Genomic DNA, 22,422 nt, shown 5'->3' with positions numbered 1-22,422 from the left:
CCGGCGAACCGACACGTTACCCCGTCCGACCCGGCTCCCGGCGCTCCCGACCTCCCCCACTCGCCCTCGGATCACGGGTAGTTGGGGATGGGGTGGTCCGGGGTGAGGGCGGCGGCGATGCGCTGGACGATGGCGTGAGCGGTGTGGCCGTCGGGACTCGCGGGCCCTTGTGTGGTGGCGACGGCGATGGCGAGATCCTGGTCGGGCAGGTAGGCCTGCGACGCGGAGTACCCGAAGAAGAGGGGGTGCTGGGCGACCCAGTCCCCGAGCACGAGGACGCCCATCCCGTAGTGGGTCTTCCCCGTGTTGGCGAGGCAGATGGGCGCCGGGCAGGCTCGGGTCGGCCTGCCCAGACCCACGGTGCCGGGATCCAGGAGCTCCCGGTAGGCGCCGGCGGAGAGGAGCGCACCGGAGCCGATGCCGGTCGCGGAACGGGCGAGGTCGCAGATGTCGGTCGTCTGCACGGCGCCGGGGGCCGTGGTCCAGGAGGGGTTCCAGAAGGTGGACTCCTCGTAGGTGCCCCGGTCGGAGGTGAAGGCGTGCAGGACGGGTTCGGGGATCTCGGGCGTGAAGCTGTTACGGGTCTCACGCAGCCCGAGCGGCCCCATGACCTCCCGTTGGAGGAGGACGTCCAGACGGGTCCCGGTGATCTTCTCCAGGGCGGCACCGAGCAGCACGAAGTTGGCGTGCGAGTAGTTCCAGTTGGTGCCCGGCCGGTACCAGCGAGCCCGGCTGGTGGAGACGTCCACCAGCTCCTGGGCCGTCCATCGACGGAACGGGTTGGCGGCGACGGTCCGGGCGAATCCCGGCGCGGTGACGTAGTCGGCGAGCCCGGTCGTCGACGAGGCCAGCATGCGGAGCGTGATCCGCTTGCCGTCCTGGAGGTGGGGAAGCCACCGTGCGACGGGGTCGTCGAGGCGGACCCGGCCCTGGTCCACCAGCCGCAGCAGGGCTGTGCCCATGTAGCTGATGGCGACGTTGCCGTTGCGGAAATGCATGGCGGGCCGCGCCGGAACCCCCGTCATCGACTCGCCGAGCGCGGTGGTGATGAGCTCCCGGCCGCCGAGCGTGACCCGCAGGATCACGGACTTGAGCCCTGATGCGGCCTGGGCCCTCTCGGCGATCCGACGGATGTCACGTGCCTTGCCGCGCCCGGGCGCCGCGGAATTGACGTAGGCCCGGCGATGACCGTCGCGCTCCGCCGCGCCCACGGCCGTGCGGGCGGCCGTACCGCCGGACGTGGTGGTGAGGGCTGTGGTGCCGACCGCGGTGGCCGGGGCGCCGAGGGCGAGGAGCACGGTCAGAGCGGTGACCGCGGCGAGCCGCGGCCGGGGTGAACGGGCTGATCTCATGGCCGGAGTATCGAGGTCGACCACCACGCCGGCGGCCGCCCCGACACGGAACAGCAGCAAGATCACCCGTCGGGCACGTGATCGTGACACACGGCGCCCCGTGATCCGATCCATCCAACTCACCGCACGCCGCCAGGGAGGCCGTTGGGGAGGTCGGCTCCTACTTGGTGCCGACCGTGCGCAGTGTGGCGAGCACCAGGGCCCGGGTGACGGTGACGACCTCGCTCACGCGCACCTGTTCCTGTGGACCGTGTGCGAGGCGTACGTCGCCGGGGCCGTACTGAAGCGTGGGGATGCCCGCCCCGGAGTACAGGCGCAGGTCGCTGCCGTAGGGGGCGCCTCGCTCAGAAGGCCGCGGACCGCTGGTGACGTCGGCGTGCGCGTCGCCGACCTGGGCCGCGAGCGGATGCCCGGCCGGCAGCCGTCCGCTCGCGAACTGTCCGCCGGGCCACGTCACCGTGGCGGGGTGGGAGCGCAGCCAGGGGTCGGCCGCGCAGGCTTCGGCCACGCACACTTCCAGTTCGGTGCGTGCCTGGGCGGGATCCTCGCCGAGCCGGACGCCCAGCCTTCCTTCGGCCACCAGCAGGTCGGGCACACTGCTGGCCCAGTCGCCGGAATGGACGGTGCCGACGGACAGCGGGTAGGGGATGGGGTATTCCGACATGAGCGGGTCGGGGCCGACGTTGCGGCGGGCTTCCAGACGGGCGAGCGCGCGGTGGATGGGCAGGTAGGCGTCGATGGCGCTCACCCCCACATATCTGGTGCTGCCGTGGGTGGCCCGGCCGGGTACCTGGATGCGAAAGGTCAGGGCGCCGGCGTTCGCCGTCATGAGCGCGCCGCTGGTCGGTTCGGTGATGATGCAGGCGTCACCGGTGTGGCCGCGCTGGAGGGTGCCGAACGCTCCGAGTCCCCCGTCCTCTTCGCTGACCACGAGGTGCGCGGACACCTGACCGCGCAGCCTCGCGCCCGCCTCCCGTATCGCGGCCACGGCGGCGAGTATCGCCACCACCCCCGCCTTCATGTCGCACGCTCCTCGTGCGTGCACCACGTCCCCGGTGAGCCGGGGACGGAAGGGGTCACCCTCCCACTGCGCCAGGTCTCCGGAAGGGACGACGTCGACGTGCCCCTGGAGGACCAGGTTCGGCCCGTCGCCCCGGGGCGGCGTGCCGGCCACCAGGCCCCACGCTTCCGTGCGCGGGGCCTCGCTGCCGGGAAAATCGGGATGGGCACGAAGCTCGGGCAGGTTCATGGACCACAGGTCGACATCGAGGTCCATCCGTTCCAGATGCCGGGCCAGAACGTGCTGAATCTCGGACTCCGCGGCGCTGCCCGTCACGCTCGGAACAGCGAGGAGTTCCAGCAGCAGCCGGGCGATGGCCGCCTCGTCCACCGCGGCCAGTGCCGAGGCCTCCACATCGCTCAGGCTTGCCGTCATCTCAACACTGCTCCCAGCACGTGACATCAGGACAAGCCGGAGACTAGGTTTCGGCGGACAACGCAAGCAATCACCATTTCCTGCTGGCCACCGACACTTTCTTGCAATGTCAGCGGGTTCATGGCTACTTCTTGCGCCGCGCCACGGGCTCTGACGTCGGGAGTGAAGGTCATGGACGCCATCGATGAAGCGATCATCCGCTGCGTGCTGCACGACGCACGTGCCACGTACGCCGAGATCGGCAAGGCGGCCGGGTTGTCCGCGCCCGCCGCGAAGCGGCGTCTCGACCGCCTGGTGGCCACCGGCGCGATCCGCGGTTTCACCGCTCTCATCGATCCTCAGGCGTTGGCCTGGCACACCGAGGCCTTCGTCGAGGTCTACTGCGTCGGCAATCCCACCCCCGCCGAACTGCGCCGAGCCCTGGAGGGCATCCCCGAGGTCGTCGAGGCCTGTACCGTCTCCGGCGCCGCCGACGCGGTCGTCCACATGCTGGCCAGGGACATCACCCACCTGGAACAGGCCATCCAACGTGTGCGTGCCACCGCTCCTGTCGAACGGACCGAGAGCGCCATCGTGCTCTCCCGGCTGTTGAACCGGCCTCGCGTGTGATCGACACCATGGGATCACCGCGAGTACCGAGGCTCCCGTCGTCCGCCGACCGGCGGTGACGCTCCGCCTCGGAGCTGCTTGATGAGTGCGACGGTGAGGGAGCGGGCGATCTCCTGGAGGTCCCATTTCCCGTCCCGTACTGCCTGGTTGCTGATCCAGAACACCATCAGGTCGCCGCGCACGGCGTGTACGTTCACGCCGTAGGACCACTCGTTGCCGCCGGAGTGGGTCGCGAGGCCCCTGTCGGGCGTGATGACCCACCCGTAGCCGATGGCGTAGCCGTCGTAGCCGGGCAGGCCGGTGGGGGAGTGGGCCGTGAACATCGCGGTCCGCGCGTCGCGGTCCAGGAGGGTGCCGTCGGCCAGGGAACGGTGGAAGCGGTACATGTCGCGGGCGGTGGACAGCAGACCGCCGTTGCCGCGCACATTCCAGTACGGGCCGTCAGCGGCCCATCGATGGTCCAGCGGCCGCCCCCGGGAGACGCCCCGTGCGTCGTACTCCACCGCGATCCGCTCCGTGTCCCAGCGCGGCAGGACATAGCCGGTGTCCTTCATCCCGGCGGGAGCGAAGATCTGCTCCGCCAGGAAGTGCTCGTAGTCCATGCCGGAGGCGTTCTCGATGATGGCGGCCAGCAGGCTGTATCCCAGGTTGGAGTAGGAGAACTTCGTGCCGGGCGGGGCGACCAGCTCGGACGTGACCGCTTCGTCGATCATCTCCTGGCGGGAGACCGGATCGTAGTCGTCCCCCAGGGCCTCGGGCAGCCCGGAGGTGTGGGTGAGCAAGTGGTGAATCGTGATGGCGCGCTTGTCCGCGGGGACCTGCCCGACGAACTCGCTGATCCTGTCGCTGACCCGGAGCTTGCCCGCCATCCGCAGCCTCATGATCGCCACGGCCGTGAACGACTTGGTCATCGACATGAGGTCGTACACCGTGTCGCAGGTCGCCGGGATGCCGTGGGCCCGATCGGCCATCCCGTAGCCCGTGCAGTGCGTGACCTCGCCGTCGCGGGCGGCGATCACCGTTCCGCTCCCACCGCGGGGCAGGGACTTGTCGAGGATCGCCTGGATGCCGTTGTCCGTGGGATCCGGCGTCGGGGCGGAGGGAGAGCCGGTGCCCGGCGGGCGTCGGCCGGGTTCCTCGGCACCGCTGCTGAGAGTGCAGCCGGCCAGGGCCGGCACCAGCGCGGAAACCAATGCGAACACGACAAGGGCAGGTAATGCGGGCAGCCTCATGCAAAGTCCTCGCGTAGCTGCCGACAACGGGCCCGCGAGTTCGCCACGGGACGTCCATGAGGCCGACACGACGATCGTACAACGCACTTGGCTGCCCGCCCCGGCCCCGGCCGCGACCTCAGATCACGCCCCCTCAGCCACCCTGACCACGGCCTTGCCGCGAGCGTGTCCCTCCTCCATGTGGCGCACACCCTGGGCGGTGTCCTCCAACCGGTACGTCCGGTCGACGACCGGGCGGAGCTTGTCCGCCTCGATGAGCGCCGTCACGGCGAGCAGGTCCTCGTGGGTGGGCCCGGCCGGGGCGGACGGCAGGATCGGCCGGAGCCGCTGCCGGACGAGCGGGTTGACCGCGCTCAGCCGCAGCATGGAACCCATCGCCCCGAACGCGTGGCCGGGCGAGCCGCCGCCGTTGGCGACCAGGACGCCTGTCGGGGTACAGGGCGTGATGGACGAGGTCGAGCGAGAACCCTCCGTCCCGGAAGACCCCGATCATCGAGTCCAGGTACTCCATGACCGCGGGGGTCGGAGTGGTCCGCGCCTTGACGCGAGACTCGATGACCTGGGCCGAACCCAGCGACTGCGCGATCCGGCGCATGCTCAGCGCGTCCACTCCGCCCTCGTCGGCCAGGGCGACGGCGGCGCCCAGAACCCGCTCCGTGCTCAGCGGCGCTCGTGAACGCCCGGCGGAGCCGGCCCGCATGGTTCTCTCCACGACTCCCTCTCGTCCGGACCAGGACCGGAGCCGACGACGCCTTCCGATGACGAAGGTACAGGTTGACGCGTCACATCCGGGCCGGGTCCAGGACTCCGGCCCGGTCCCCCCGCACCGGGCCGGCCAGTACGTCCACGGCGGCCGTGAACAGCCACGGCAGCCGTTGAGCGAGAGGCACCAGAGCTGCTCGAACCGGGGGCACCCGCGTCGCGCCGAGCAACGCGTGGGTCAGCCAGCGGTAGCGCCGCGTGAGCCGGCGCCACTCCCGTTCGTATCCGGCCACGTCGCCTTCGACCACGGCCCGGACGGCCGCCTGCGCCTGCGCGAGCGCCAACGCGATGCCCTCACCGGTCAGGGCGTCGACGTAACCGGCGGCGTCGCCGACGAGCAGCACGCGCCCGGCGGTTCGCGCGCTCGTGTCCTGGCGCAGCGGGCCCGCCCCGCGTACCGGTCCGACCGGGGACCCCGCCAGCCGCTCCCGCAGTTCGGGGAAGGCGGCGAGGTGGTCGTCGAAGGATCCCCGGGCGGCGGTGAGCACCGCGACCCCCACGAGATCGTCGGCCACCGGCGTCACATAGGCCTCCGCGCTCGGAGCCCAGTGCACCTCGACGTGATCGCTCCACGGGGCGAGTTGGTGGTGGCGCCGCAACCCGTGCCGCAATCCCCGCCCCGCCCGGCGCCCCGTTCCACGTCCCGATCCCTGCCCCGCCCCGCTTCCCGACCCGTGCCCCGCCTCCCGCCCCGCCGCCGGCCGCGAGCGGATCCGGTGGAGCCGGTCGAGCCCCAGGGCCCGGCGGATCGGCGAGTGCAGGCCGTCCGCGGCGACGAGATGGGCGGCACGGGTGCCGTCGACCCGCACACCGTCGTCGTCCTGCTCGACGCGACGCGCGGTGCGCTGCTCGATCCGTACGCCCGCGGCGAGCACCGCCTCACGCAGCGCCGCGTGCAGCGCGGTACGGCGAACGCCCCGGCCGGGGCCCGCAGCGAAGTCCGCGTCGACCCGGTGCCGTTCGGCCACATAGCGGATGCCGCGCAGGGCATGGCCGGGCGGGTGCACGCCGAGCGCCGCCAGCGCGGCGACGGCGCCGGGCATCAGCCCCTCGCCGCACGCCTTGTCGACGGTGCCCGCACGTTGCTCCCACACGGCGACGTCGAGCCCGGCGCGGGCCGCGTGCAGGGCGCTGGCCAGGCCTGCCGGTCCTCCGCCGACGACGAGCAGGTCCATGGATGCTCTCCTTCAGGTCAGTTGGGCCAGGGCGGCGTCCTCGGTGCGGATGCGGGTGGCGAGCAGGAACCCGTTCAGCGCGGTGAAGGCGATCGCCGTGACCCACGCCGAATGCACCAGGGGGAGCGCGAGCCCCTCCGCGACGACGGCGACATAGTTGGGATGCGGGACCCAGCGGTAGGGGCCGTCCGCCACGCGCGCGGCCCCCGGCACGACGATCACCCGGGTGTTCCACTGCCGTCCCAGGGTGGCGATGCACCACCAGCGCAACGCCTGCGAGGCCGCGACGACGGCGAGCATGGTCCAGGCGAGGACCGCCACGGTGTCCGGCCGGCGCAGCCACACCTCCACGAGCGCGCCGACGAGCAGACCCGTGTGCAGGACCACCATGAACGGGTAGTGCCCCCGCCCGGCCTCCACGCCGCCCCGCGCGAGGCTCAGGGTGGCGTTGTGCCGCGACACGACCAGCTCGGCGACCCGCTCCAGGCCGACCGCCAGCACCAGGACGGTGAACAGGGCCTCGCTGCTCACGCCGCACCACCCGGAGCGCGCAGGAGTACCAACTCGGAGCAGAAGCCCGGCCCCATGGCGAGCATGAGCCCGTGGGAACCCGGCGGGGGCGGACGCTCGGCCAGCGTGTCCGCCAGGACGTGCAGTACCGAGGACGAGGACAGGTTGCCGATCCGGCGCAACGAGTCCCAGGTCATGCGGAGGGCGTCCCGCTCGACCCCGAGGGCGTCCCGCAGCGCTTCCAGCACCTTCGGTCCGCCGGGGTGCGCCACGTACCAGCCGAGGTCGTCACGGGTCAGCCCGTGGTCGGCGAGGAAGCCGCGGACGTCCTCTCCCACGTGGTGACGCACCAGGTCGGGGACGGAGGGATCGAGCACGATCTTCAGCCCCCCGGCACCCACGTCCCAGCCCATCATGCGTTCCGAGTCGGGGTAGAGGCGGCTGCGCGACGCGAGGACCTCCGGGCGGGCCGGGTCGTCGGACTGCGCGAGCGGGTGCTCGGCGCCCACGGCGACCACCGCCGCGGCGCCGTCCCCGAACAGCCCACCGGCCACGATGTTGGCGGCCGAGGTGTCGGTGCGCTGCAGCGTGAGCGAGCACAGCTCGACCGACATCAGCACCGCGACCCCGTCCGGGCGACCGCGCAGCAGGTCGTGCAGACGGGCGATGCCGGCCGCTCCCGCCACGCAGCCCAGGCCCACCAGGGGCAGGCGCACCACATCGGGACGCAGCCCGATCTCCGCCGCGACACGGGCCTCCAGCGAGGGGACGGCCAGGCCGGTCACCGTGCACGACACGATGTAGTCGACGTCGGCCGGTGTGAGGCCCACGCCCTTGAGCGCGTCCACGACCGCGCGAGCGCCGAGTTCGACGCCGGCCCGGATGAAGACGTCGTTCGACTGGCCGAAGTCCTCGAGCCGCGCGTACTCCTCCAGTGGCAGCACGGTGTGCCGGGTCTCGACGCACACATTGCGGTGCATCCGTTCGACGACGACGTGTCTGGCCGGGTCCTCGGCCATCATGGTGGCGATGACTAACTCGGTGATGTCCTCCTGCCGATGACGATGCTCCGGCAGGACGCCGCGAACGCTGACGATGCGCGTGCTCATGCTGTCTCCCCTTGCTCCTGTCTCCCCTTGCTCCTGTGGCCCCGTAGCCCTGTGGCTCCTGTAGGACCCCTGCGTTCCTGAGACGTCGTGGACGGCTGCCGGGGTCATCCACCGGCCGCCAAGAGCAGGAAGACGTCGAAGAGAGCGATGGCCACCGCGACACGGAAGGGAGCACGGGCCGGGGCGACCAGCGTGAGCAGTGCCAGCACCGTCACCAGGGCGAACACCACCCATGCCCAGGCCGGTGGCGTTCCCGCGGGGCCGAGCACGGCGAGCAGCGAGGCCGCAGCCAGGAGCACGGCGGCGAGGACGCGTGAGCGGCGTTCACCGATCCGGTGGGGGAGGCCGCGGACACCGGTCCGTTCGTCGTCGGCGAGATCGGGCAGGGTGTTGAGCAGGTGCGCCCCGACCCCGAGTGCGGCGCTCGCGCCGGTCATCCACAGCGGGGCCCAGCCCCGGGCGGGGGCGGCGAGAGTGACGACGGAGGGCAGCGTCCCGAACGCGCAGGCGTACGGCGCCCAGGACCACACGGTCGCCTTGAGCCCCAGGTTGTAGGCGTGGCCCGCACCGGTGGCGAGGGTGGCGTTGAGCAGCCCGCTCCGCCAGTCGGCCAGCACGGACAGCACCAGGCAGGCGCATGCCGCCACGACCAGGGCCGTCACCACCCGCCCGACCGGCAGGACCCCGGTGGCCAGCGGCTTGTCGGCGCGACCGACGGCGCGATCACGACGCACGTCCAGCAGATCGTTGCCCCAGCCGATGGTCAGCTGACCGGCGAACACCGCCGAGGTGACGGCGACGACGTCGAACGGGCGCAGCCCGGCACGTAGCGCGAGCAGGGCCGCGACGGCGGTGACCGCGAGCGCGGGCCCGCCGTGGGCGGCGACGAGCAGCGCGGGCACGGACGGCGATCCGGGACGCGCCGGAACCGTACGGGCGGTCACAGGCATCGCAGCACCTCGACCGGGCCGGCACGCGTGATCACCAGGGACATGAAGGGATCGCTGCCACGACACCCGCCCGCTCACACGGGGTGGTCCGGCATTCGGCGGACGCCCCGACGAACACCGCCACCTGTTTTCTCGCCGACGACGACGCAGAATAGGACCATGGACAGGGACGTCCTCACGGTCTCGGGCGTGCGGGACAGGCTCGGCAAAGCACTCTTCCGGCGCGTCGCGGGGCCGGACGGTCCCGCGAACCGTGCCCGCATCCACCACACGCCGGGCCCACGCTGGTTCGGCCCGGAGCGGCCCATCCGCGTCGTGCACGGCGACGCCTCCATGTTCATCGGCGGCCTGCGGGCCCTGCTGCTGCAGTCCCTGCACCCGCTGGCCATGGCCGCCGTGGCCGCCCACTCCGGATACCGCGGCGACCCCTGGGGACGACTGCAACGCACCAGTACGTTCCTGGCCGTGACGACCTTCGGAACCGCCGACGACGCCCGCAGCGCGGTCGAACGGGTCCGCGCGATCCACGAGCGGGTCAGGGGGACGACGACGGAGGGCGAGCACTACCGGGCCGCCGACCCCCATCTGCTCGAATGGGTGCACATCACCGAGACGGACAGCTTCCTGCGCGCCCACGAACGCTTCGGGGCGCGGACCCTCTCCTCCGCCGACTACGACGCCTATGTGGCCGACACGGCGAAGGTGGCGACGGCTCTCGGGGTGCCGGACCCGCCGCGCACCCGGGCGGAACTCGACTCACGCCTCGCCGCGTACCGTCCGGAACTCCGTGCCACACCGGAGAGCAGGGCGGCCGCACGCTTCCTGCTGATCCACCCACCGCTGCCGCTCGCGGCCCGGCCCGCCTACGCCCTGCTCGCCGCCAACGCGGTGACCTCCCTCCCGGAATGGGCCCGCACCCTGCTGGGCCTGCCTCACCTCCCCGGTCTGGAGGGCGTCGCGATACCGCTCACGGGCCACGCCCTGACAAGGGCGATCAGGTGGAGCATGCGGCCCCCGACCCAGCCCGAACGCCCGGCCTGAGCGCTATCCCGCCCCGGAGGCGGCCCCGTCGTCGACGGGTACGCCCAGACGGCCGGCCACCGTGGTGAGCGCCGTTCCCAGGGGGAGGGCGACCCGGGTGACGGCGTGCCGGTCACCCCGAGTCGCGTCCCGGTTGACGATCAGCACGGGCGTCCCGGCCTCGGCCGCCTGGCGGACGAACCGGAGCCCCGACATCACCGTCAGCGAGGAGCCCAGGACCAGCAGGCACGCCGCCCGGCGGACCAGGGAGCGGCAGTGCTCGACCCGCTGCGGCGGAACGGCCTCCCCGAAGAACACCACGTCCGGCTTGAGGACGCCGCCGCAGACGGCGCACGGCACGACACGGAAGTCCCCGACCTGTTCGTCGGTGAGATCGGCGTCGCCGTCCGGGTTGATCCCGGCGGCCACCGGCGCGAAGCCCTCGTTGGCCTCCGCCAGCCGCCGGCCGAGTTCCCGGCGCGGACTGAACGCGCCGCAGGAGAGGCAGACGACCCGGTCCAGGCTTCCGTGCAGCTCCACGACCGCCTCACTGCCCGCGGCCTGGTGCAGACCGTCGACGTTCTGGGTGATCACACCCGAGAGCAGGCCCTGTCGTCCGAACGCGGCCACGGCACGGTGTCCGGCGTTGGGGCGCGCGCGCCCGAAGGTGCGCCAGCCGAGGTGGCTGCGCGCCCAGTACCGACGCCGCGCCTGGGCGCTCGCAGTGAAGTCCTGGTAGGTCATCGGGGTGTGCCGGCTCAGGCTGCCGCTCTCGCCCCGGTAGTCGGGGATGCCCGACTCCGTGGAGATGCCCGCCCCGCTGAGCACCAGCACACCACCGGAACCCAGGGCGTCGGCGACGGGTCCGAGATCCGTGGTGCCCGGCGGAAGGTCCTCGGCGGGGGACCAGCTCAAGGTGGGGCGCATGCGCATGCCGCCCAGGGTACGAAACACGCCGTCGCCGACGTCTCCCCGTCGAAGCCCCGTCGAATCGCCGGCGAACGCCTCGTCGTGACCCGATCTGCCCGCACACGTGGCCGGAACCGCACACCCCTCCCTCGTCGTCTAGTGCGCTGACTGTGCGCGAAGAGGACCAAGGGGGACGTTGTGGAGCGAAATATGACAAAGGCCGGTCTTGTGGTGATGGCCATGCTGACGGTGTTCGGGGCCTCGGCCTGCGGCGGTGAGGCCGGTGCGGCGGCCGAGGGGGGCCGCGGGACGTCCCGTACGGGGGAGTCCTCGGCGCACACCGACATCGAGGGAAAGTCGGCCGGGCTGGCACGGACCGCGGCGGCGCCCCTCACCCGGAAGGTGCCGTGGAACCTGGACATCCTGGACCAGCGCGCGCGGCCCCTGAACGGCAAGTTCACCACCAGAGCCACGGGCAAGGGCGTCCACGTCTATGTGATCGACACGGGGATGGACATCTCCCACAAGGAGTTCGGCGGACGCGCTCACCGCGGAGCCGACTTCGTCGGCCCGAAGGACTCCGGTGACTGCTTCAGCGAAGAGGGCGTCGGCCACGGCACCTTCGTCGCGGGCGTGATCGGCGGGGCGAAGTACGGCGTGGCGCCCAAGGCGGACCTCGTCCGCGTCCAGGGCATCCTGTGCGAGAGCGACGGCGGCGGCTCCCGGGCGGCCGCCGAGGCGGCCCTGGTGAAGTCGGTCAAGTGGGTCACCGCCCACGCGCAGAAGCCCGCGGTGGTGAACATGTCGCTCAACCTCGACCGCCGGTCGGCGGCCCTGGACGCCGCGGTGAAGAAGATGATCGACGCCGGGATCCCGACGGTGGTGTCGGCCGGCAACTTCCGCGACGACGCCTGCGAGCACTCCCCGGCCGGCGTCCGCGGCACGATCGTCGTCGCGGCCTCCACCTCGAAGGACCGGGTCTGGAACGACACCGCCTCCCACGGATCGGGCTACGGGCGGTGCGTGGACCTGTACGCCCCCGGCCAGAAGGTCACCGCCGCCCTCGCCGGCGGCGGTACGGTCACCGAGGAGTTCGGCGCGACGTCCTGGGCCGCGCCGCACGCGACCGGCGTGATCGCGCTGTACCTGTCGGCCCACCCCCGCGCCACGGCCGACGAGGTGCACGTCTGGCTCGACCGTACGGCCACCCGTGGCGTCGTGCGGGGCGTCCGCGCCGACACCCCCAACCGACTGCTCAACACCGGCGGCATCTGACCCACCGCGGCCGTCCGGCCCGCGTCCAAGCCCGGTCTTCCCGGCCGCCGTCGTGCGGGCGGTACCGGTCGGCGGCTGGACCTCAGCCGCTGACGGCACCGTCCGGTGAGCCCGTCCCCGGTCCGGTCGGGGGCGTGGGCCGGCGCGGAGCAGGAGGAACCACCGCGGGCGGCGAGGGACGAGTGGGCCCGACGAGATCGTTGAGGATCTGTCGGCGGACCGCCGCGATCCGGGGGTCGCGGCGGTATCCGTTGTGCCGCTCCAGGGGCCAGAAGACGGGCTGGGCAGGGGTTCGGGCGTGCGACCGCTCGTCGCCGGGATCCACCCCGTCCATCCACTTCAGTTCCCTCACGCCGCGGATGCCGGTCGGCCCGGCCAACGGGTCGGTCGGACGGTAGACGTTGGTCCAGGCACACAGCCGAGGTCCTTCGTCGCCCTCTCCACCGTGGACGAGTGACTCGAGGGACTCGACGGTGACATAGCCGGGGTAGTGGCGTCTGAACACCCTGCTGATCGGGCTTCCCGTGGTCAACAGGGCGATACGCGGCCGTAGTTCGGCGGGTATCTGCCACAGTGCGGCCACGGCGAACGCCGCCCCCATGGAGTGCGCGTGCACCAGAATCCGCGTGTCCGTGCCTGTGCCCGTGCCCGTGCCCGTGCCCGAGTCGAGCAAGTGCTTGATGCGGTGCGTGAGTTCGGGCACGGCCCGTGCGGTCCAGGCAGCCGGCGCGAAGGGGTGCGAGGCGCGCGGCCAGAAGACGCCGAAGGCCCAGGCGATGCTTGTGTTCCGGCGCATCTCGGGACGGAGCACGACGGCTCGTACGGCGAGCACCGCCGCCGCCACCAAGGCGATCAGGGCGACGGTCCCGAGAGAGGTGAGCTGCTTGATCGTGCCGATCGTCGTCTCGCGTACGTTCCTCGACAGGGAACCGTCACCGAGCCAGTGCGCCAGGTAGAGGGTGAGGATCACGGACACGATGAGGGAGGCCAGCACGGCGAGGCCCTGGTCGTACCAGCCCATGCCGGCGCGTACCGGGGTCTCCGCCAGGTTGATCTCACGCAGATGACGCCCGTCCTCCCCTCTCTCGGCGGGGCGCGTGTTGGCGGCGTCCTGCCGGTGCTTCCACAACTTCCGCAGGGCGTTGACGCCGACGATCAGTCCGCCCAGTACCACCACCAGCGGGAAGCCGGCGGCGATCACCCCCACCGCCCTCGGGACCTCGGTGGCGTACGGGTCCCCGTCCGCGGTGAGCCAGCCCTGCGCCCACATGGAGAACGCCGCCGTGTAGAGCCATCCGATGAAGCAGGCCAGCACTGCGGTGACGGGTCCCAGCAGCCCGTACAGCGACATCCTCCTGCCCCTGGTGATGTCCCTGAGGAACATCACCAGGCAGGCGACCACCATCAGCAGCACCCCGACGCCCTGGGCGATCAGGACGTCGTTGGCCTCCTCACCCATCCCCGGCAGCATCCGGGAACCGCCCCGCGCCGCCTGCCAGTCCCGTGTGGGGAGCGCGCAGTAGAGCGTGGCGCCAGCCGTCATGGCGAAGCACACGGTGAGGGCTGTGCGCCGGTGGTTGAGCGGCCACCACTTCTCCCACGCCGTTGTGCGGAACCAGGGCCCGTCGGCGACCACCAGCGCCGCCAGCACCAGAACCAGCACGAACAGCACCAGGCCCGCGACCGGGTCCCCTCGGCGCGTGTCGTACTGCAACGGGGGCACGACCTGCAACATCGCGACGGTGAGGAGTCCGGCGCACCAGTGCTGGGCGGTGAGACCCTCGGCCCGCCAGTGGTACTCCCAGAACCCGCGGACTTCGAGCGGACGCCGCGCGTCGCCGGTCGCCAGGCCCCGCCGGTGGTCGTCGCCGGTCACCGTCTCCAGGACCGGCCGGTACTCCTTCTTGGCGTCCCGCGCGCCGAACGCCAGCACCGCACCGACGAGCAACGGCACCAGCGCGGCGAGGGCCAACCCGGTCCCGGTGTCCACGTCGCGTGCGGCCTCGATCAAAGGGTTCGCCGCGGCGCAGGGGGACGATGTGGGCGCAGCGCACTGCCACACGATCTGGTCCATGGCCACCTGCCCGAACACGCCCACCAGCACGACCGTCAGCGACAGGCCGAGCAGTCGGGCCCCGAAGTCGTAGAGCCACCCCGACAGTCTGCTCAGCGGAGGCAGTCTGGGCTGCATCCACGGCACCAGATTGATCAGCAGAAAGGGCAGCAGGAACAGCCACACCACCCGGCTCGCGCCGCCGACCGTCAGCCGGCTCCAGTCGTACACCTGGCGCCTCACCGGCGGCTCTGAGCTGTCCTCCCGCACCGCCTCGTACCAGCCGGCGCCCGCGTCCCCGCTGATCCGGCGGATGAGCGGAGGCTCCAACGCCTCCATGCGGTCCATCAAGCCGATGCCGGGCACGACCAGTTCGACCAGGACGATCTCCCCCGCCTGCGATCCGTTGTCCATGGCAGATCACAGTGCGGGACCCGAGCGTCAATCACAATGCGTCGATGATACGAAACTTTGAGTTGCCACCCTGAGGTCGGAGCTGTCGAGCGGAGCAATCAAGCGGAGCCATCAACTGGTCAGGCCAGGGGCGCGGCACTGTAGTCGGGGAAACACGAGTAGGTGAAGCTGCTGTTCGCCGCGACGGGTGGGAAGTCCATGACGCCGTAGTGGAAGTGATCGAGCGTCGTCTCGCTGCGGTCCAGCCGGACGTCCACCGGGTGCTCTTCCGCGCCGCCGCGGTTCAGGCACGAGGTGCGGGGGTCCCGAAGGTCTGTTCTTCCGGTGGAGGCGAACACCACCTGGAGCCCGCGGGATGTGCGGTCCGTCGAAAGGATCACGGCGAAGTACTCGTCGCTGTAGCGGGAGATGCTGATGTGCGGCACACGAGCCGTGCCGAGGTCGACCGTCGAGTAGTCGCTCCGGCAGGAGTACCGCAGGGCGTACCTTCCCGATACGAGCAGGGGAAAGGCCAGGGTTCCGTCGAAGGTGCCGGGCCGGGCTGTTTCTGCGTGCTGGGCGAACGGATGCACGGTGAACGTCCCGTCTGAACCACGCACTTCGAGGCACGTGGTGTTCGCCTCCCGCAGGTCCGTCCTGCCCCTCGCGCGCAAGCCCACGGTCAGCTGGTGTCCGTGCGCGACCACCGAGGTCACCGTGGCCGCGTACCCCGGCTCCTGGTAGCGGGAGACGCCCAGTGTCCCTCGGGTGAAGGCGGGCCGCTGGGGCGGCGCGGCCGAGGGGGCCCGCCCGGACGCCGCCGGTGTGCGGGCGGGGGAGGGCGTGGTCCGGGGCGGGGTGGTGGTGGAGTTCGGCCTGTCGTCGAACGGCCGGGCCGAGGCCGTGACGGTGACGGTCGCCCCGGGCGTCGCGTCCCCCACCCCGAGCCCGGTACCGGAATCACCGCCCGGCCGCATCAGCAGCACACCCGCCACGACCAACAGCCCCGTCACCAGCGAAAGCCCCACGGTGAGAGCCGGCCGTCTCCCTGCCGGCAACCCGGGCGCGGGGGTGCGTGAGCCGGGCATCGCGGTGGTGGCGACGCGGGGGAAGTCCGCGGTCGCCGTGGGCTGCTGGTCCATCCGGCCGGGGTCGAACGCGGTCGCCGGGTGCGTGACGGCCCGCAGACACTCCGAACTCCGGCGCACGGAGGAGAAGACGGGGGCCGGGAGCCACGGACGTCCGCTCTGACGGTCGGGCCTCGCACGGCCCGCCAGCATGCCGGGGACCTCGGCCGGGGAGGGCCGGTCGGCGGGATCGCGGGCGAGGCACGTGCGTACGACGGTACGCAGATCCCGCGGCAGGCAGGACAGGGCGGGAGTACGGCCCTCGATGACGTCGACAGCGGGTGCCTGGCGTTCCGAGGAGCCCGCGCCGGGGCTCGCGGTCTCGGTCAGGAGGACGCCGAGGGAGAACATGTCGCTGGGCGGACCCACCTCCTGGCCGAGCAACTGCTCGGGGGAGGCGTAGGCGGAGGTTCCGACGAACTGTCCCGTCGAGGTCAGTCCGGCCTGCCGCACCGGCCGCGCGACCCCGAAGTCGACCAGGCGGGGTCCGCTTTCGGAGAGGAGGACATTGGACGGCTTGACGTCGCGATGCACGATGCCCGCGGCATGGATCGCGCCGAGTGCCTCCGCGAGCCCCGCTGCCAGAACCCGCACACTGTCGGCCGGCAGTGGACCGTGAGAGGCCAGGACCTCCGCGAGGGTGGGGCCGAGTACGAGTTCCGTCGCCAGCCAGGGCACCTCGGCGTCGGGATCGAAGTCGATGAGCTGCGCGATGTACGAGCTGCGGACACTGCGGGCGACCTCGATCTCACGGGCGAAGCGTTCCCGGTAACCGGACACCTTCGACAGCTCGGGCCGGATCGTCTTGAGCGCCACGAGCCGCGTACCACCCACAACGCGGGCAAGGTACACGCGGCCCATGCCGCCGGAGCCCAGACGACCCATCACTTCGTACGGCCCCACGCGCTCGGGATCGATCCCGTACCGAAGCGGCTCCACCACGCTGCACCCTCACCCGTCCGTCGACGTCCTCCGGAGACGGCCATGCCGTCTACCGGGAAGCCGGGACCGAGGGTCCAGGTGGGTCACGCAGCAGACGGGCAGGCCGTGCTGCCGAACCGGCTCACCATCAGAGCCGGAAAGACATTCTGACGATCCACACCAACCCACCACAGAGCGCGCGGCGGCGCGACCGGGCGCACGGAGAGCGGTGAGCGCTCCCGCGGTCGTGCTCGGGGGCCGCGTGGTCCCGTGCCCGGTCCGGTCAACGGCGTGGCCGCAAGCGCCGGTGTACCGCCCCTAGAAGCCCAGCACTTCGCCGTACTCGATGGCGCCGTTGGGCAGCGCGAAGCCGAACGGGGTGAGCGACTTGCCCTGCGGGTACGTCTCCTCGGCGCTGGTCGGCACGAACCAGACACCACCCGACCTGGGGTCCCCGGCGTTCTCCCCGGGCGCGCTCACCGCCGTGTCCCACAGACCGTCGCGGTTGTAGTCGCCGACGGCCACCTGGGCGCCGAACCGGTCGCCGGCCTCGGCCGTGCCCGGCATGTTCGGGCTGCTCTGGCTGCGGGCCAGACCGCCGTAGAGGCCCTTCTCCGTACCGTTCATGACGACGTATCCGCCCGCGTCCGTCACGGTGCCCACGTCCTCACCGGGCACACCGACCACCAGCTCGGGACGGCTGTCGCCGTTCAGGTCACCGGCGGACAGCGCGGCGCCGAAGTCGTCGCCCTGCTCGGCGGCACCGCCGACCTCCGGGCTCGACTGCGTGACGCAGTCGTGCTCGGTGCCGAACTTCGCGGTCTTCGAGCCCTTGAGGAGGAGCACCGCACCGCCGAGCCGGTCCTCGCAATGCGTCGTCTCCGTCTCCGGGTTGGGCTGTACGAGCCCGACGGCGAGGTCGTCGGTGCCGTCCTGGTCGAAGTCGGCGGCGGTGAGCGCGCTGCCGCGGTCGGTGTCGCTCCACCACTGGGCGGGCTCGGCCTGGTCGTCCCACCGTGTGATGAAGGTCCCGGAGTCGTCGAGAGCCCGCCAGGTGGTGGCGAGGTCGTCCCGGCCGTCACCGTCGAAGTCGCCGGTGGCAAGGGCACCGGTACGGCCGCCCATGCTGTACCTGCGCAAGGTGGTGGGGGTCACCGGGTCGGCGGTGAGCGGGCCCGGCCGGAACCGGAGCGCGCCGTGCTCCTCGCCGTTCTCGCCGTACACGAGGTCGGTGTCGCCGTCGCCGTCGTAGTCACCGGTGGCGATGGTGCTGCCGATGCCGCTGTACTCGGAGGTGCCCCTGGCCACGGTGGTGTCCTTGACGTTCCACCCCGAGCCGTCCAGAACCGTGAGGGTGCCCTCGTCCTTGTACTGGTCCGAGGTGAGCGACTCGCCGCTCGCACCGACGACGAGCTCGAAGACGCCGTCGCCGTTGACGTCGACAGGGGCCAGGGAGGAGCCGAAGCGGTCGCCCGCCTCGGGCGTTCCGGGTACGCCGGTCTCCGCCTGGCTGATGACCCCGGTGGACTGGCTCGGGCTCTGCGGGCCTCCGAAAATCACGCTGACGTAACCGGCCTTGGCCTTGCCGTTCACCGTGGCGTCGGGCATACCGACCGCGATGTCCGCGTATCCGTCGCCGTTGAAGTCGAACCGCGGAACGGTAGCGGCGGCGGCGCTCCCGGCGAGCGGCAGGGTCAGGCCGGTCGCGGTGAGTGCCGCTACGGCGGCGGTGGCGGCCAAGGTGCGTGCGCGCACGGTGAACTCCCCTGGTCAAAGCAGACAATGAGGTTGATGGCTTACGGGGATGTGACTCACGAGGTGCACGAACGGTTGTGTGAAGGTTGCAGCCCGGTGGACACGACTGCGGCGTACCGGCGCCGCGATCCACGGCGCCGTCCCGGCTGTCGACGGTGGGCGGCTGGCTGCCTGACGACAGCGAGCCGCCGCGCGACCTTGCCTCGTCAGCCGCCCGCCTTGCCAAGGACGGCCTCAGGTTCAGGGCCTGCCACGGTCTGGCATGGTGCGGGCGGGCAGATCGGAACCAGGGGGCCAGGGCATCACCCGCGCGAGTTCGCGGCGTATGCGTTCGGCTTCACCGCGCACCTGAGCGGGGATGTCGCCACGCTCGTCGACGAGGCGGCTGAAGATGGGAGTCTCTTGAAACACGGCGGGACGTTGCTCTCTTTCAGCTTCCGGCCGACGGTGCGGGGCCGGTGGGGTGGCTTACTCCTGCGGGTGCGGCCGGTGACAGGCCATGCTCCATGCACCCTACGGCCGGGCACTGACATTGATGTCGCTGGGCTGGCCCTGACGGCCGCGGCCCGGGCACGGACTGATGTCCTGCCGGGCCGCCGAGCGCCGGTTCTGCCCGGCAGCCGCGACCTGCTCTCCTGGTTCCGGCCGGGCGGAACATGGTCACTCCGTGAGGCGGCGCTTCCACCAGGGATCTGTGGGTGGTGAGTACGGATCTGGGAGTTTTCTCCGAACGGGCCTGCGACCTGCTGAAACGCTCGCTTCAGGCCGCCTGGCCTGGGAAAACACTCCTCTGTAGTTCTCGTGTGTTCACGGGGTTTCCCGGCCTCATGTGTGCTGGATCCGTTCCGGCTGGGGCCGGTCGGTAGAGGGCGATTTCGGAGACGTCGGCGCGCGTGGCACCAGGAGTAGCGTGGCAGGTGCGAGGCGGTCCCGTTGTCGCACCTGCCCTACAGACGGGTGGTCCTCATGACCAGCTCGGATACACCTCCTGTTCCCCGGCGTCTGCCCAGCGGTGTCCACGAGGCCGTGCGGCCGGGTTGTGCGCTTCTCCGGCTGGAGACGACCGCATCACGTGAAGGCGTCCTCGATGGTGCGTGGTGGCCGCGCTCGCGCGACATGGGCGCCGAGCTGCCCGCGCTGCTGAGTGCCCTCATCGCCCATCTCGGCCCTGTGGCCCGCGTGGGGTTGGACACCGCAGCTTGGGAAGGTCTCCCGACGCGCATCCTCGTGGACGACCGCGTGGTGCACATCGATTCCTTCCCGGTCGGTGACGACACGGTCCTGATCACCCGGGCCGACCGGGACATCTTCTCGCTCTTGGTGGTCCCGCCGGACGCGGCACCGGACGCCGCCCGCACCGCGATGGCCCAGGCGGTCCTGGCGGACAACATCAGCCAGGCGGAACAGATCCTCATCGACACCGGGAGCGGGCGCGGTTCGTCGGGCTGACGGATCACCGCCGGGCTCGACGGCGCAACGGTGTCGGACGGCGGGGCGAGGTCAGCCGCGCCACTGCAGCCGTCGTGCTCTTCGCGGTGCTCCGCGCGGACCGGGGCGTGTCGACGGTGGCCACATCACGGCCTCCGACGGCTCCGGCAGGGTCTCTCAGATGGGGACACGTGCCTGCCGGAGCGGTGCTCCGGCACGGTGGAGACTGGCGAGGGCCAACCGGTAGGAGGCGACCAACCCGGTTTCCACGTAGTCCACACCCAGTTCCTGGCAGTGGCGCCGCACGATGGTCCGGGCCCTGCACAGGTTGGGGCTGGGCATGCTGGGGAACAGGTGGTGCTCGATCTGGTGGTTCAGCCCGCCCAGTGCGATGTCGGTGAGCATGCCGCCGCGCACGTTGCGTGAGGTGAGCACCTGGCGACGGAGGAAGTCCGGGCGGTCCTCGCCTGTCAGGATCGGCATGCCCTTGTGGTTGGGCGCGAAGAGGGAGCCCAGGTAGACGCCGAACAGGCACTGGTGGACGGCGAGGAAGGCGATCGCCATGCCGGGCGGCAGCAGCCACAGCAGCACGGTCAGGTAGAGCACGAAGTGCGTGAACAGCAGGACGCCGTCGAGCGTGCGGTGCTTCAGCGAACGATTGGCCAGTGCCTTCACGCTCGACACGTGCAGGTTGAAGCCCTCCAGGGTGAGGAGCGGGAAGAACAGGAACGCCTGCCAGCGGCCGATCAGGCGGGGGAGCCCCTTGGCCGCCCGCGCTTGGTCCTGGGACCAGACCAGCAGGTCGGGGTCGAGGTCGGGGTCGAGTTCCTCGTGGTTGGGGTTGGCGTGGTGGCGGGTGTGCTTGTCCTGCCACCAGCCGTAGCCCATCCCGATACCGGCACCGGCGATCCGTCCGGACACCTCGCTGGCCCGCCGCCGGCGGAACACCTGGCGGTGCGCCGCGTCATGGGCGAGCAGGGCGACCTGGCCGAACACGACGGCCAGGAACGCGGCGACCGCCAGAGTCCACCAACTGTCGCCGATGAGCGCGACGGCGGCCCACCCACTGACGTAGAGCCCGGCCACCACCGTGGTCCGCAGCGCGTAGTAGCCGGGACGGCGCCCCAGCAGCCCGGCGGCGGCGATCTTTCTCGACAGGCGGGCGAAGTCACTTCCGGACGCCTCCGAGGGCGGGGGGCGGACCGTGGTGTCACTACTCATGATGGTGAAACTCTCTCCGAAGAAGGCCGGTTGGCTCGGCGCCGCCCCGGGAGCCGCTGGGGAACGGGCCGCAGGGAGCGCTTTTCGTCCTCCGTGGTTGCGGACCCATCACGCGACAACGGAGCTGGGAGGCGTCTGCTTCGGCTTCGTCCGTCAGCGGCTGCTGCGCAGGCCCTCAGTTTCTGGCGGGTACCCCGCCGCGGGCGTCTCACACCGTGTCAGGCGGGGCTTCCGGAGCGGTCCGCGTGCATGTCGGCAGACAGAACCGACTCCGGCCGGTGAAGCGGATCTGCTGATCGCTGATGAGTGCTCGACGCCTGTCCGGTCAAGCCGCGGTTTCGGTGATGAGGACGGCAACGGTGACCGGGCCCGGGGCGTCGGTGGTCGCCGCGTCGGCCACGGCGGCCCGGACGGTGCGCGCGACTTCCAGAGGATGGTGTCCAGGGGCGACCGCGAGGTGGACCTCGACACGCCGGCCGGGTGGGTCGGCATGGTCCTCCATCTTGACCGGGCGGCTCCCCAGCACGGTGGTGAGGCCGGCGACGCCCGGAACACCCGTTGCGACGTCCGCCAGATCCCCGACGGGCCTTCGCGGGGAGCCCGCTCCGGTCACGGGGAGCGAGCTCCGTGCGGCTGCGGTCCTTGCTGCGGCTGTGCTTTGCGGCGTGAGCGTCATGGATCTCACAACGGTCCGCGTCTCCGTGGCTGTCAGCGGGGCCTCATGGAGATCCGTGACGCGCAGGTCGGCTGCCACCGTGGCCAGGCCGAGCCGTCGAGCGGCCGCGTCCAGCAGTCTGCTCCTCAACTGGTCGGCGGTTTCGGGCAGTGGCTCCCCGAGTGATGCCGAAAAGGCGGCTTCGATCCTGAGCGGGCCCGGCGGCATCGCGCTGGCCGGCGGACGGACGGCCGGCTCGGACACGGATTCGAGCGGCGCTGGCCCGATGCGCAGAGACTCCAGCCGCACCCCGGGAATCTCGTTCGCGGCCCGCCTGAGGGTCTGGACGGCCGCTTGCTCGGTGATCCAAGCCCCGTCGGCGGGCCCGCCCAGCGGGAGCAGCCGGCCCAGGCCGAACTGGTGCCGTACCGCCTGCGTCCCTGCTTCGGTCTTCACCGGCCTCACACCCTCTTTCAGGTGACTTGTCGGACCCTCGTGCCTCGCAGTGTTCAATTCCGGCAATGCGCCCTA

The 22,422-nt window shown here is 71.6% G+C and carries 18 protein-coding genes; 4 read left to right on the top strand and 14 right to left on the bottom strand.

Annotation, left to right across the window (positions count from 1 at the left end):
* Window positions 1–71 precede the first annotated feature (71 nt).
* Both SMA5143A_RS16060 and SMA5143A_RS16055 read right to left on the bottom strand, forming a co-directional pair.
* Window positions 72–1,352 (bottom strand): serine hydrolase domain-containing protein, encoded by a 1,281-nt coding sequence (locus SMA5143A_RS16060; protein ID WP_107463621.1) that lies wholly within the window; start codon window positions 1,350–1,352, stop codon window positions 72–74.
* A 160-nt stretch (window positions 1,353–1,512) separates the two neighbouring features.
* Window positions 1,513–2,787 (bottom strand): ArgE/DapE family deacylase, encoded by a 1,275-nt coding sequence (locus SMA5143A_RS16055; RefSeq protein WP_258193555.1) that lies wholly within the window; start codon window positions 2,785–2,787, stop codon window positions 1,513–1,515.
* Window positions 2,788–2,958: 171 nt separating this feature from the next.
* On the opposite strand from SMA5143A_RS16055, the gene SMA5143A_RS16050 reads away from it, so the two are divergent.
* Window positions 2,959–3,396, top strand: coding sequence for an Lrp/AsnC family transcriptional regulator (locus tag SMA5143A_RS16050; RefSeq protein ID WP_107463588.1), 438 nt, complete (start codon window positions 2,959–2,961; stop codon window positions 3,394–3,396).
* Window positions 3,397–3,410: 14 nt separating this feature from the next.
* Here SMA5143A_RS16050 and SMA5143A_RS16045 read toward each other — a convergent pair whose 3' ends face one another.
* The 6 genes from SMA5143A_RS16045 to SMA5143A_RS16015 form a co-directional block, all read right to left on the bottom strand.
* Window positions 3,411–4,598: a serine hydrolase domain-containing protein gene (locus SMA5143A_RS16045; protein WP_181361879.1), complete on the bottom strand. Its 1,188-nt coding sequence runs from the start codon at window positions 4,596–4,598 to the stop codon at window positions 3,411–3,413.
* Window positions 4,599–4,751: 153 nt separating this feature from the next.
* Complete coding sequence (locus SMA5143A_RS16040) at window positions 4,752–5,003, bottom strand: zinc-binding dehydrogenase (protein ID WP_258193554.1); 252 nt, start codon at window positions 5,001–5,003, stop codon at window positions 4,752–4,754.
* A gap of 407 nt (window positions 5,004–5,410) precedes the next feature.
* A complete protein-coding gene (locus SMA5143A_RS16030; RefSeq protein WP_107463585.1) occupies window positions 5,411–6,565 on the bottom strand; it encodes an NAD(P)/FAD-dependent oxidoreductase in 1,155 nt (384 codons plus the stop codon).
* A gap of 12 nt (window positions 6,566–6,577) precedes the next feature.
* Window positions 6,578–7,096: an isoprenylcysteine carboxyl methyltransferase family protein gene (locus tag SMA5143A_RS16025; protein ID WP_107463584.1), complete on the bottom strand. Its 519-nt coding sequence runs from the start codon at window positions 7,094–7,096 to the stop codon at window positions 6,578–6,580.
* A complete protein-coding gene (locus tag SMA5143A_RS16020) occupies window positions 7,093–8,184 on the bottom strand; it encodes a type III polyketide synthase (RefSeq protein ID WP_107463583.1) in 1,092 nt (363 codons plus the stop codon). The genes SMA5143A_RS16025 and SMA5143A_RS16020 overlap by 4 nt, the downstream gene beginning before the upstream one ends.
* A gap of 104 nt (window positions 8,185–8,288) precedes the next feature.
* On the bottom strand, window positions 8,289–9,134 hold the full coding sequence (locus SMA5143A_RS16015; protein ID WP_107463582.1) for a UbiA family prenyltransferase: 846 nt from the start codon (window positions 9,132–9,134) through the stop codon (window positions 8,289–8,291).
* A gap of 159 nt (window positions 9,135–9,293) precedes the next feature.
* Between SMA5143A_RS16015 and SMA5143A_RS16010 the strand changes: the two genes are divergently transcribed.
* Window positions 9,294–10,175: an oxygenase MpaB family protein gene (locus SMA5143A_RS16010; protein ID WP_107463581.1), complete on the top strand. Its 882-nt coding sequence runs from the start codon at window positions 9,294–9,296 to the stop codon at window positions 10,173–10,175.
* A 3-nt stretch (window positions 10,176–10,178) separates the two neighbouring features.
* Here SMA5143A_RS16010 and SMA5143A_RS16005 read toward each other — a convergent pair whose 3' ends face one another.
* Window positions 10,179–11,087 (bottom strand): NAD-dependent protein deacetylase, encoded by a 909-nt coding sequence (locus tag SMA5143A_RS16005; RefSeq protein ID WP_107463620.1) that lies wholly within the window; start codon window positions 11,085–11,087, stop codon window positions 10,179–10,181.
* Between the two features lie 186 nt (window positions 11,088–11,273).
* Between SMA5143A_RS16005 and SMA5143A_RS16000 the strand changes: the two genes are divergently transcribed.
* Entirely contained in the window at window positions 11,274–12,338 is a 1,065-nt protein-coding gene (locus SMA5143A_RS16000; RefSeq protein WP_107463580.1) for a S8 family peptidase, read from the top strand.
* Between the two features lie 82 nt (window positions 12,339–12,420).
* Here the strand turns inward: SMA5143A_RS16000 and SMA5143A_RS15995 are convergent, their stop codons facing one another.
* From SMA5143A_RS15995 to SMA5143A_RS15985, 3 genes are all read right to left on the bottom strand, one after another.
* Window positions 12,421–14,805, bottom strand: coding sequence for a hypothetical protein (locus SMA5143A_RS15995; protein ID WP_107463579.1), 2,385 nt, complete (start codon window positions 14,803–14,805; stop codon window positions 12,421–12,423).
* 119 nt (window positions 14,806–14,924) lie between these two features.
* The gene (locus SMA5143A_RS15990) at window positions 14,925–16,853 is read right to left on the bottom strand and encodes a serine/threonine-protein kinase (protein ID WP_146193911.1); all 1,929 of its coding nucleotides are present in this window, start codon (window positions 16,851–16,853) and stop codon (window positions 14,925–14,927) included.
* 297 nt (window positions 16,854–17,150) lie between these two features.
* The gene (locus tag SMA5143A_RS15985; RefSeq protein WP_107463577.1) at window positions 17,151–18,587 is read right to left on the bottom strand and encodes an FG-GAP repeat protein; all 1,437 of its coding nucleotides are present in this window, start codon (window positions 18,585–18,587) and stop codon (window positions 17,151–17,153) included.
* A gap of 966 nt (window positions 18,588–19,553) precedes the next feature.
* Here SMA5143A_RS15985 and SMA5143A_RS15980 point away from each other — a divergent pair.
* Window positions 19,554–20,036, top strand: a complete 483-nt coding sequence (locus SMA5143A_RS15980) for a DUF5994 family protein (RefSeq protein ID WP_181361878.1) — start codon at window positions 19,554–19,556, stop codon at window positions 20,034–20,036.
* Window positions 20,037–20,192: 156 nt separating this feature from the next.
* Here the strand turns inward: SMA5143A_RS15980 and SMA5143A_RS15975 are convergent, their stop codons facing one another.
* Window positions 20,193–21,236, bottom strand: a complete 1,044-nt coding sequence (locus SMA5143A_RS15975) for a fatty acid desaturase family protein (protein ID WP_107463576.1) — start codon at window positions 21,234–21,236, stop codon at window positions 20,193–20,195.
* Window positions 21,237–21,561: 325 nt separating this feature from the next.
* Entirely contained in the window at window positions 21,562–22,347 is a 786-nt protein-coding gene (locus SMA5143A_RS15970) for a hypothetical protein (RefSeq protein ID WP_107463618.1), read from the bottom strand.
* Window positions 22,348–22,422 lie beyond the last annotated feature (75 nt).

It is taken from the genome of Streptomyces sp. MA5143a, assembly GCF_900290235.1.
Taxonomy (GTDB): Bacteria; Actinomycetota; Actinomycetes; order Streptomycetales; family Streptomycetaceae; genus Streptomyces.
Note: the sequence above shows the minus strand (reverse complement) of the source record. Positions and strands in the feature narration are given on the sequence as shown.

Excerpts from the sequence above, each read along its gene's own strand:
- SMA5143A_RS16060 (WP_107463621.1), bottom strand. The coding sequence starts at position 1,352 with ATGAGATCAGCCCGTTCACCCCGGCCGCGGCTCGCCGCGGTCACCGCT.
- SMA5143A_RS16055 (WP_258193555.1), bottom strand. The coding sequence starts at position 2,787 with ATGACGGCAAGCCTGAGCGATGTGGAGGCCTCGGCACTGGCCGCGGTG.
- SMA5143A_RS16050 (WP_107463588.1), top strand. The coding sequence starts at position 2,959 with ATGGACGCCATCGATGAAGCGATCATCCGCTGCGTGCTGCACGACGCA.
- SMA5143A_RS16040 (WP_258193554.1), bottom strand. The coding sequence starts at position 5,003 with ATGGGTTCCATGCTGCGGCTGAGCGCGGTCAACCCGCTCGTCCGGCAG.
- SMA5143A_RS16030 (WP_107463585.1), bottom strand. The coding sequence starts at position 6,565 with ATGGACCTGCTCGTCGTCGGCGGAGGACCGGCAGGCCTGGCCAGCGCC.
- SMA5143A_RS16020 (WP_107463583.1), bottom strand. The coding sequence starts at position 8,184 with ATGAGCACGCGCATCGTCAGCGTTCGCGGCGTCCTGCCGGAGCATCGT.
- SMA5143A_RS16015 (WP_107463582.1), bottom strand. The coding sequence starts at position 9,134 with ATGCCTGTGACCGCCCGTACGGTTCCGGCGCGTCCCGGATCGCCGTCC.
- SMA5143A_RS16010 (WP_107463581.1), top strand. The coding sequence starts at position 9,294 with ATGGACAGGGACGTCCTCACGGTCTCGGGCGTGCGGGACAGGCTCGGC.
- SMA5143A_RS16005 (WP_107463620.1), bottom strand. The coding sequence starts at position 11,087 with ATGCGCATGCGCCCCACCTTGAGCTGGTCCCCCGCCGAGGACCTTCCG.
- SMA5143A_RS16000 (WP_107463580.1), top strand. The coding sequence starts at position 11,274 with ATGACAAAGGCCGGTCTTGTGGTGATGGCCATGCTGACGGTGTTCGGG.
- SMA5143A_RS15995 (WP_107463579.1), bottom strand. The coding sequence starts at position 14,805 with ATGGACAACGGATCGCAGGCGGGGGAGATCGTCCTGGTCGAACTGGTC.
- SMA5143A_RS15980 (WP_181361878.1), top strand. The coding sequence starts at position 19,554 with ATGACCAGCTCGGATACACCTCCTGTTCCCCGGCGTCTGCCCAGCGGT.
- SMA5143A_RS15975 (WP_107463576.1), bottom strand. The coding sequence starts at position 21,236 with ATGAGTAGTGACACCACGGTCCGCCCCCCGCCCTCGGAGGCGTCCGGA.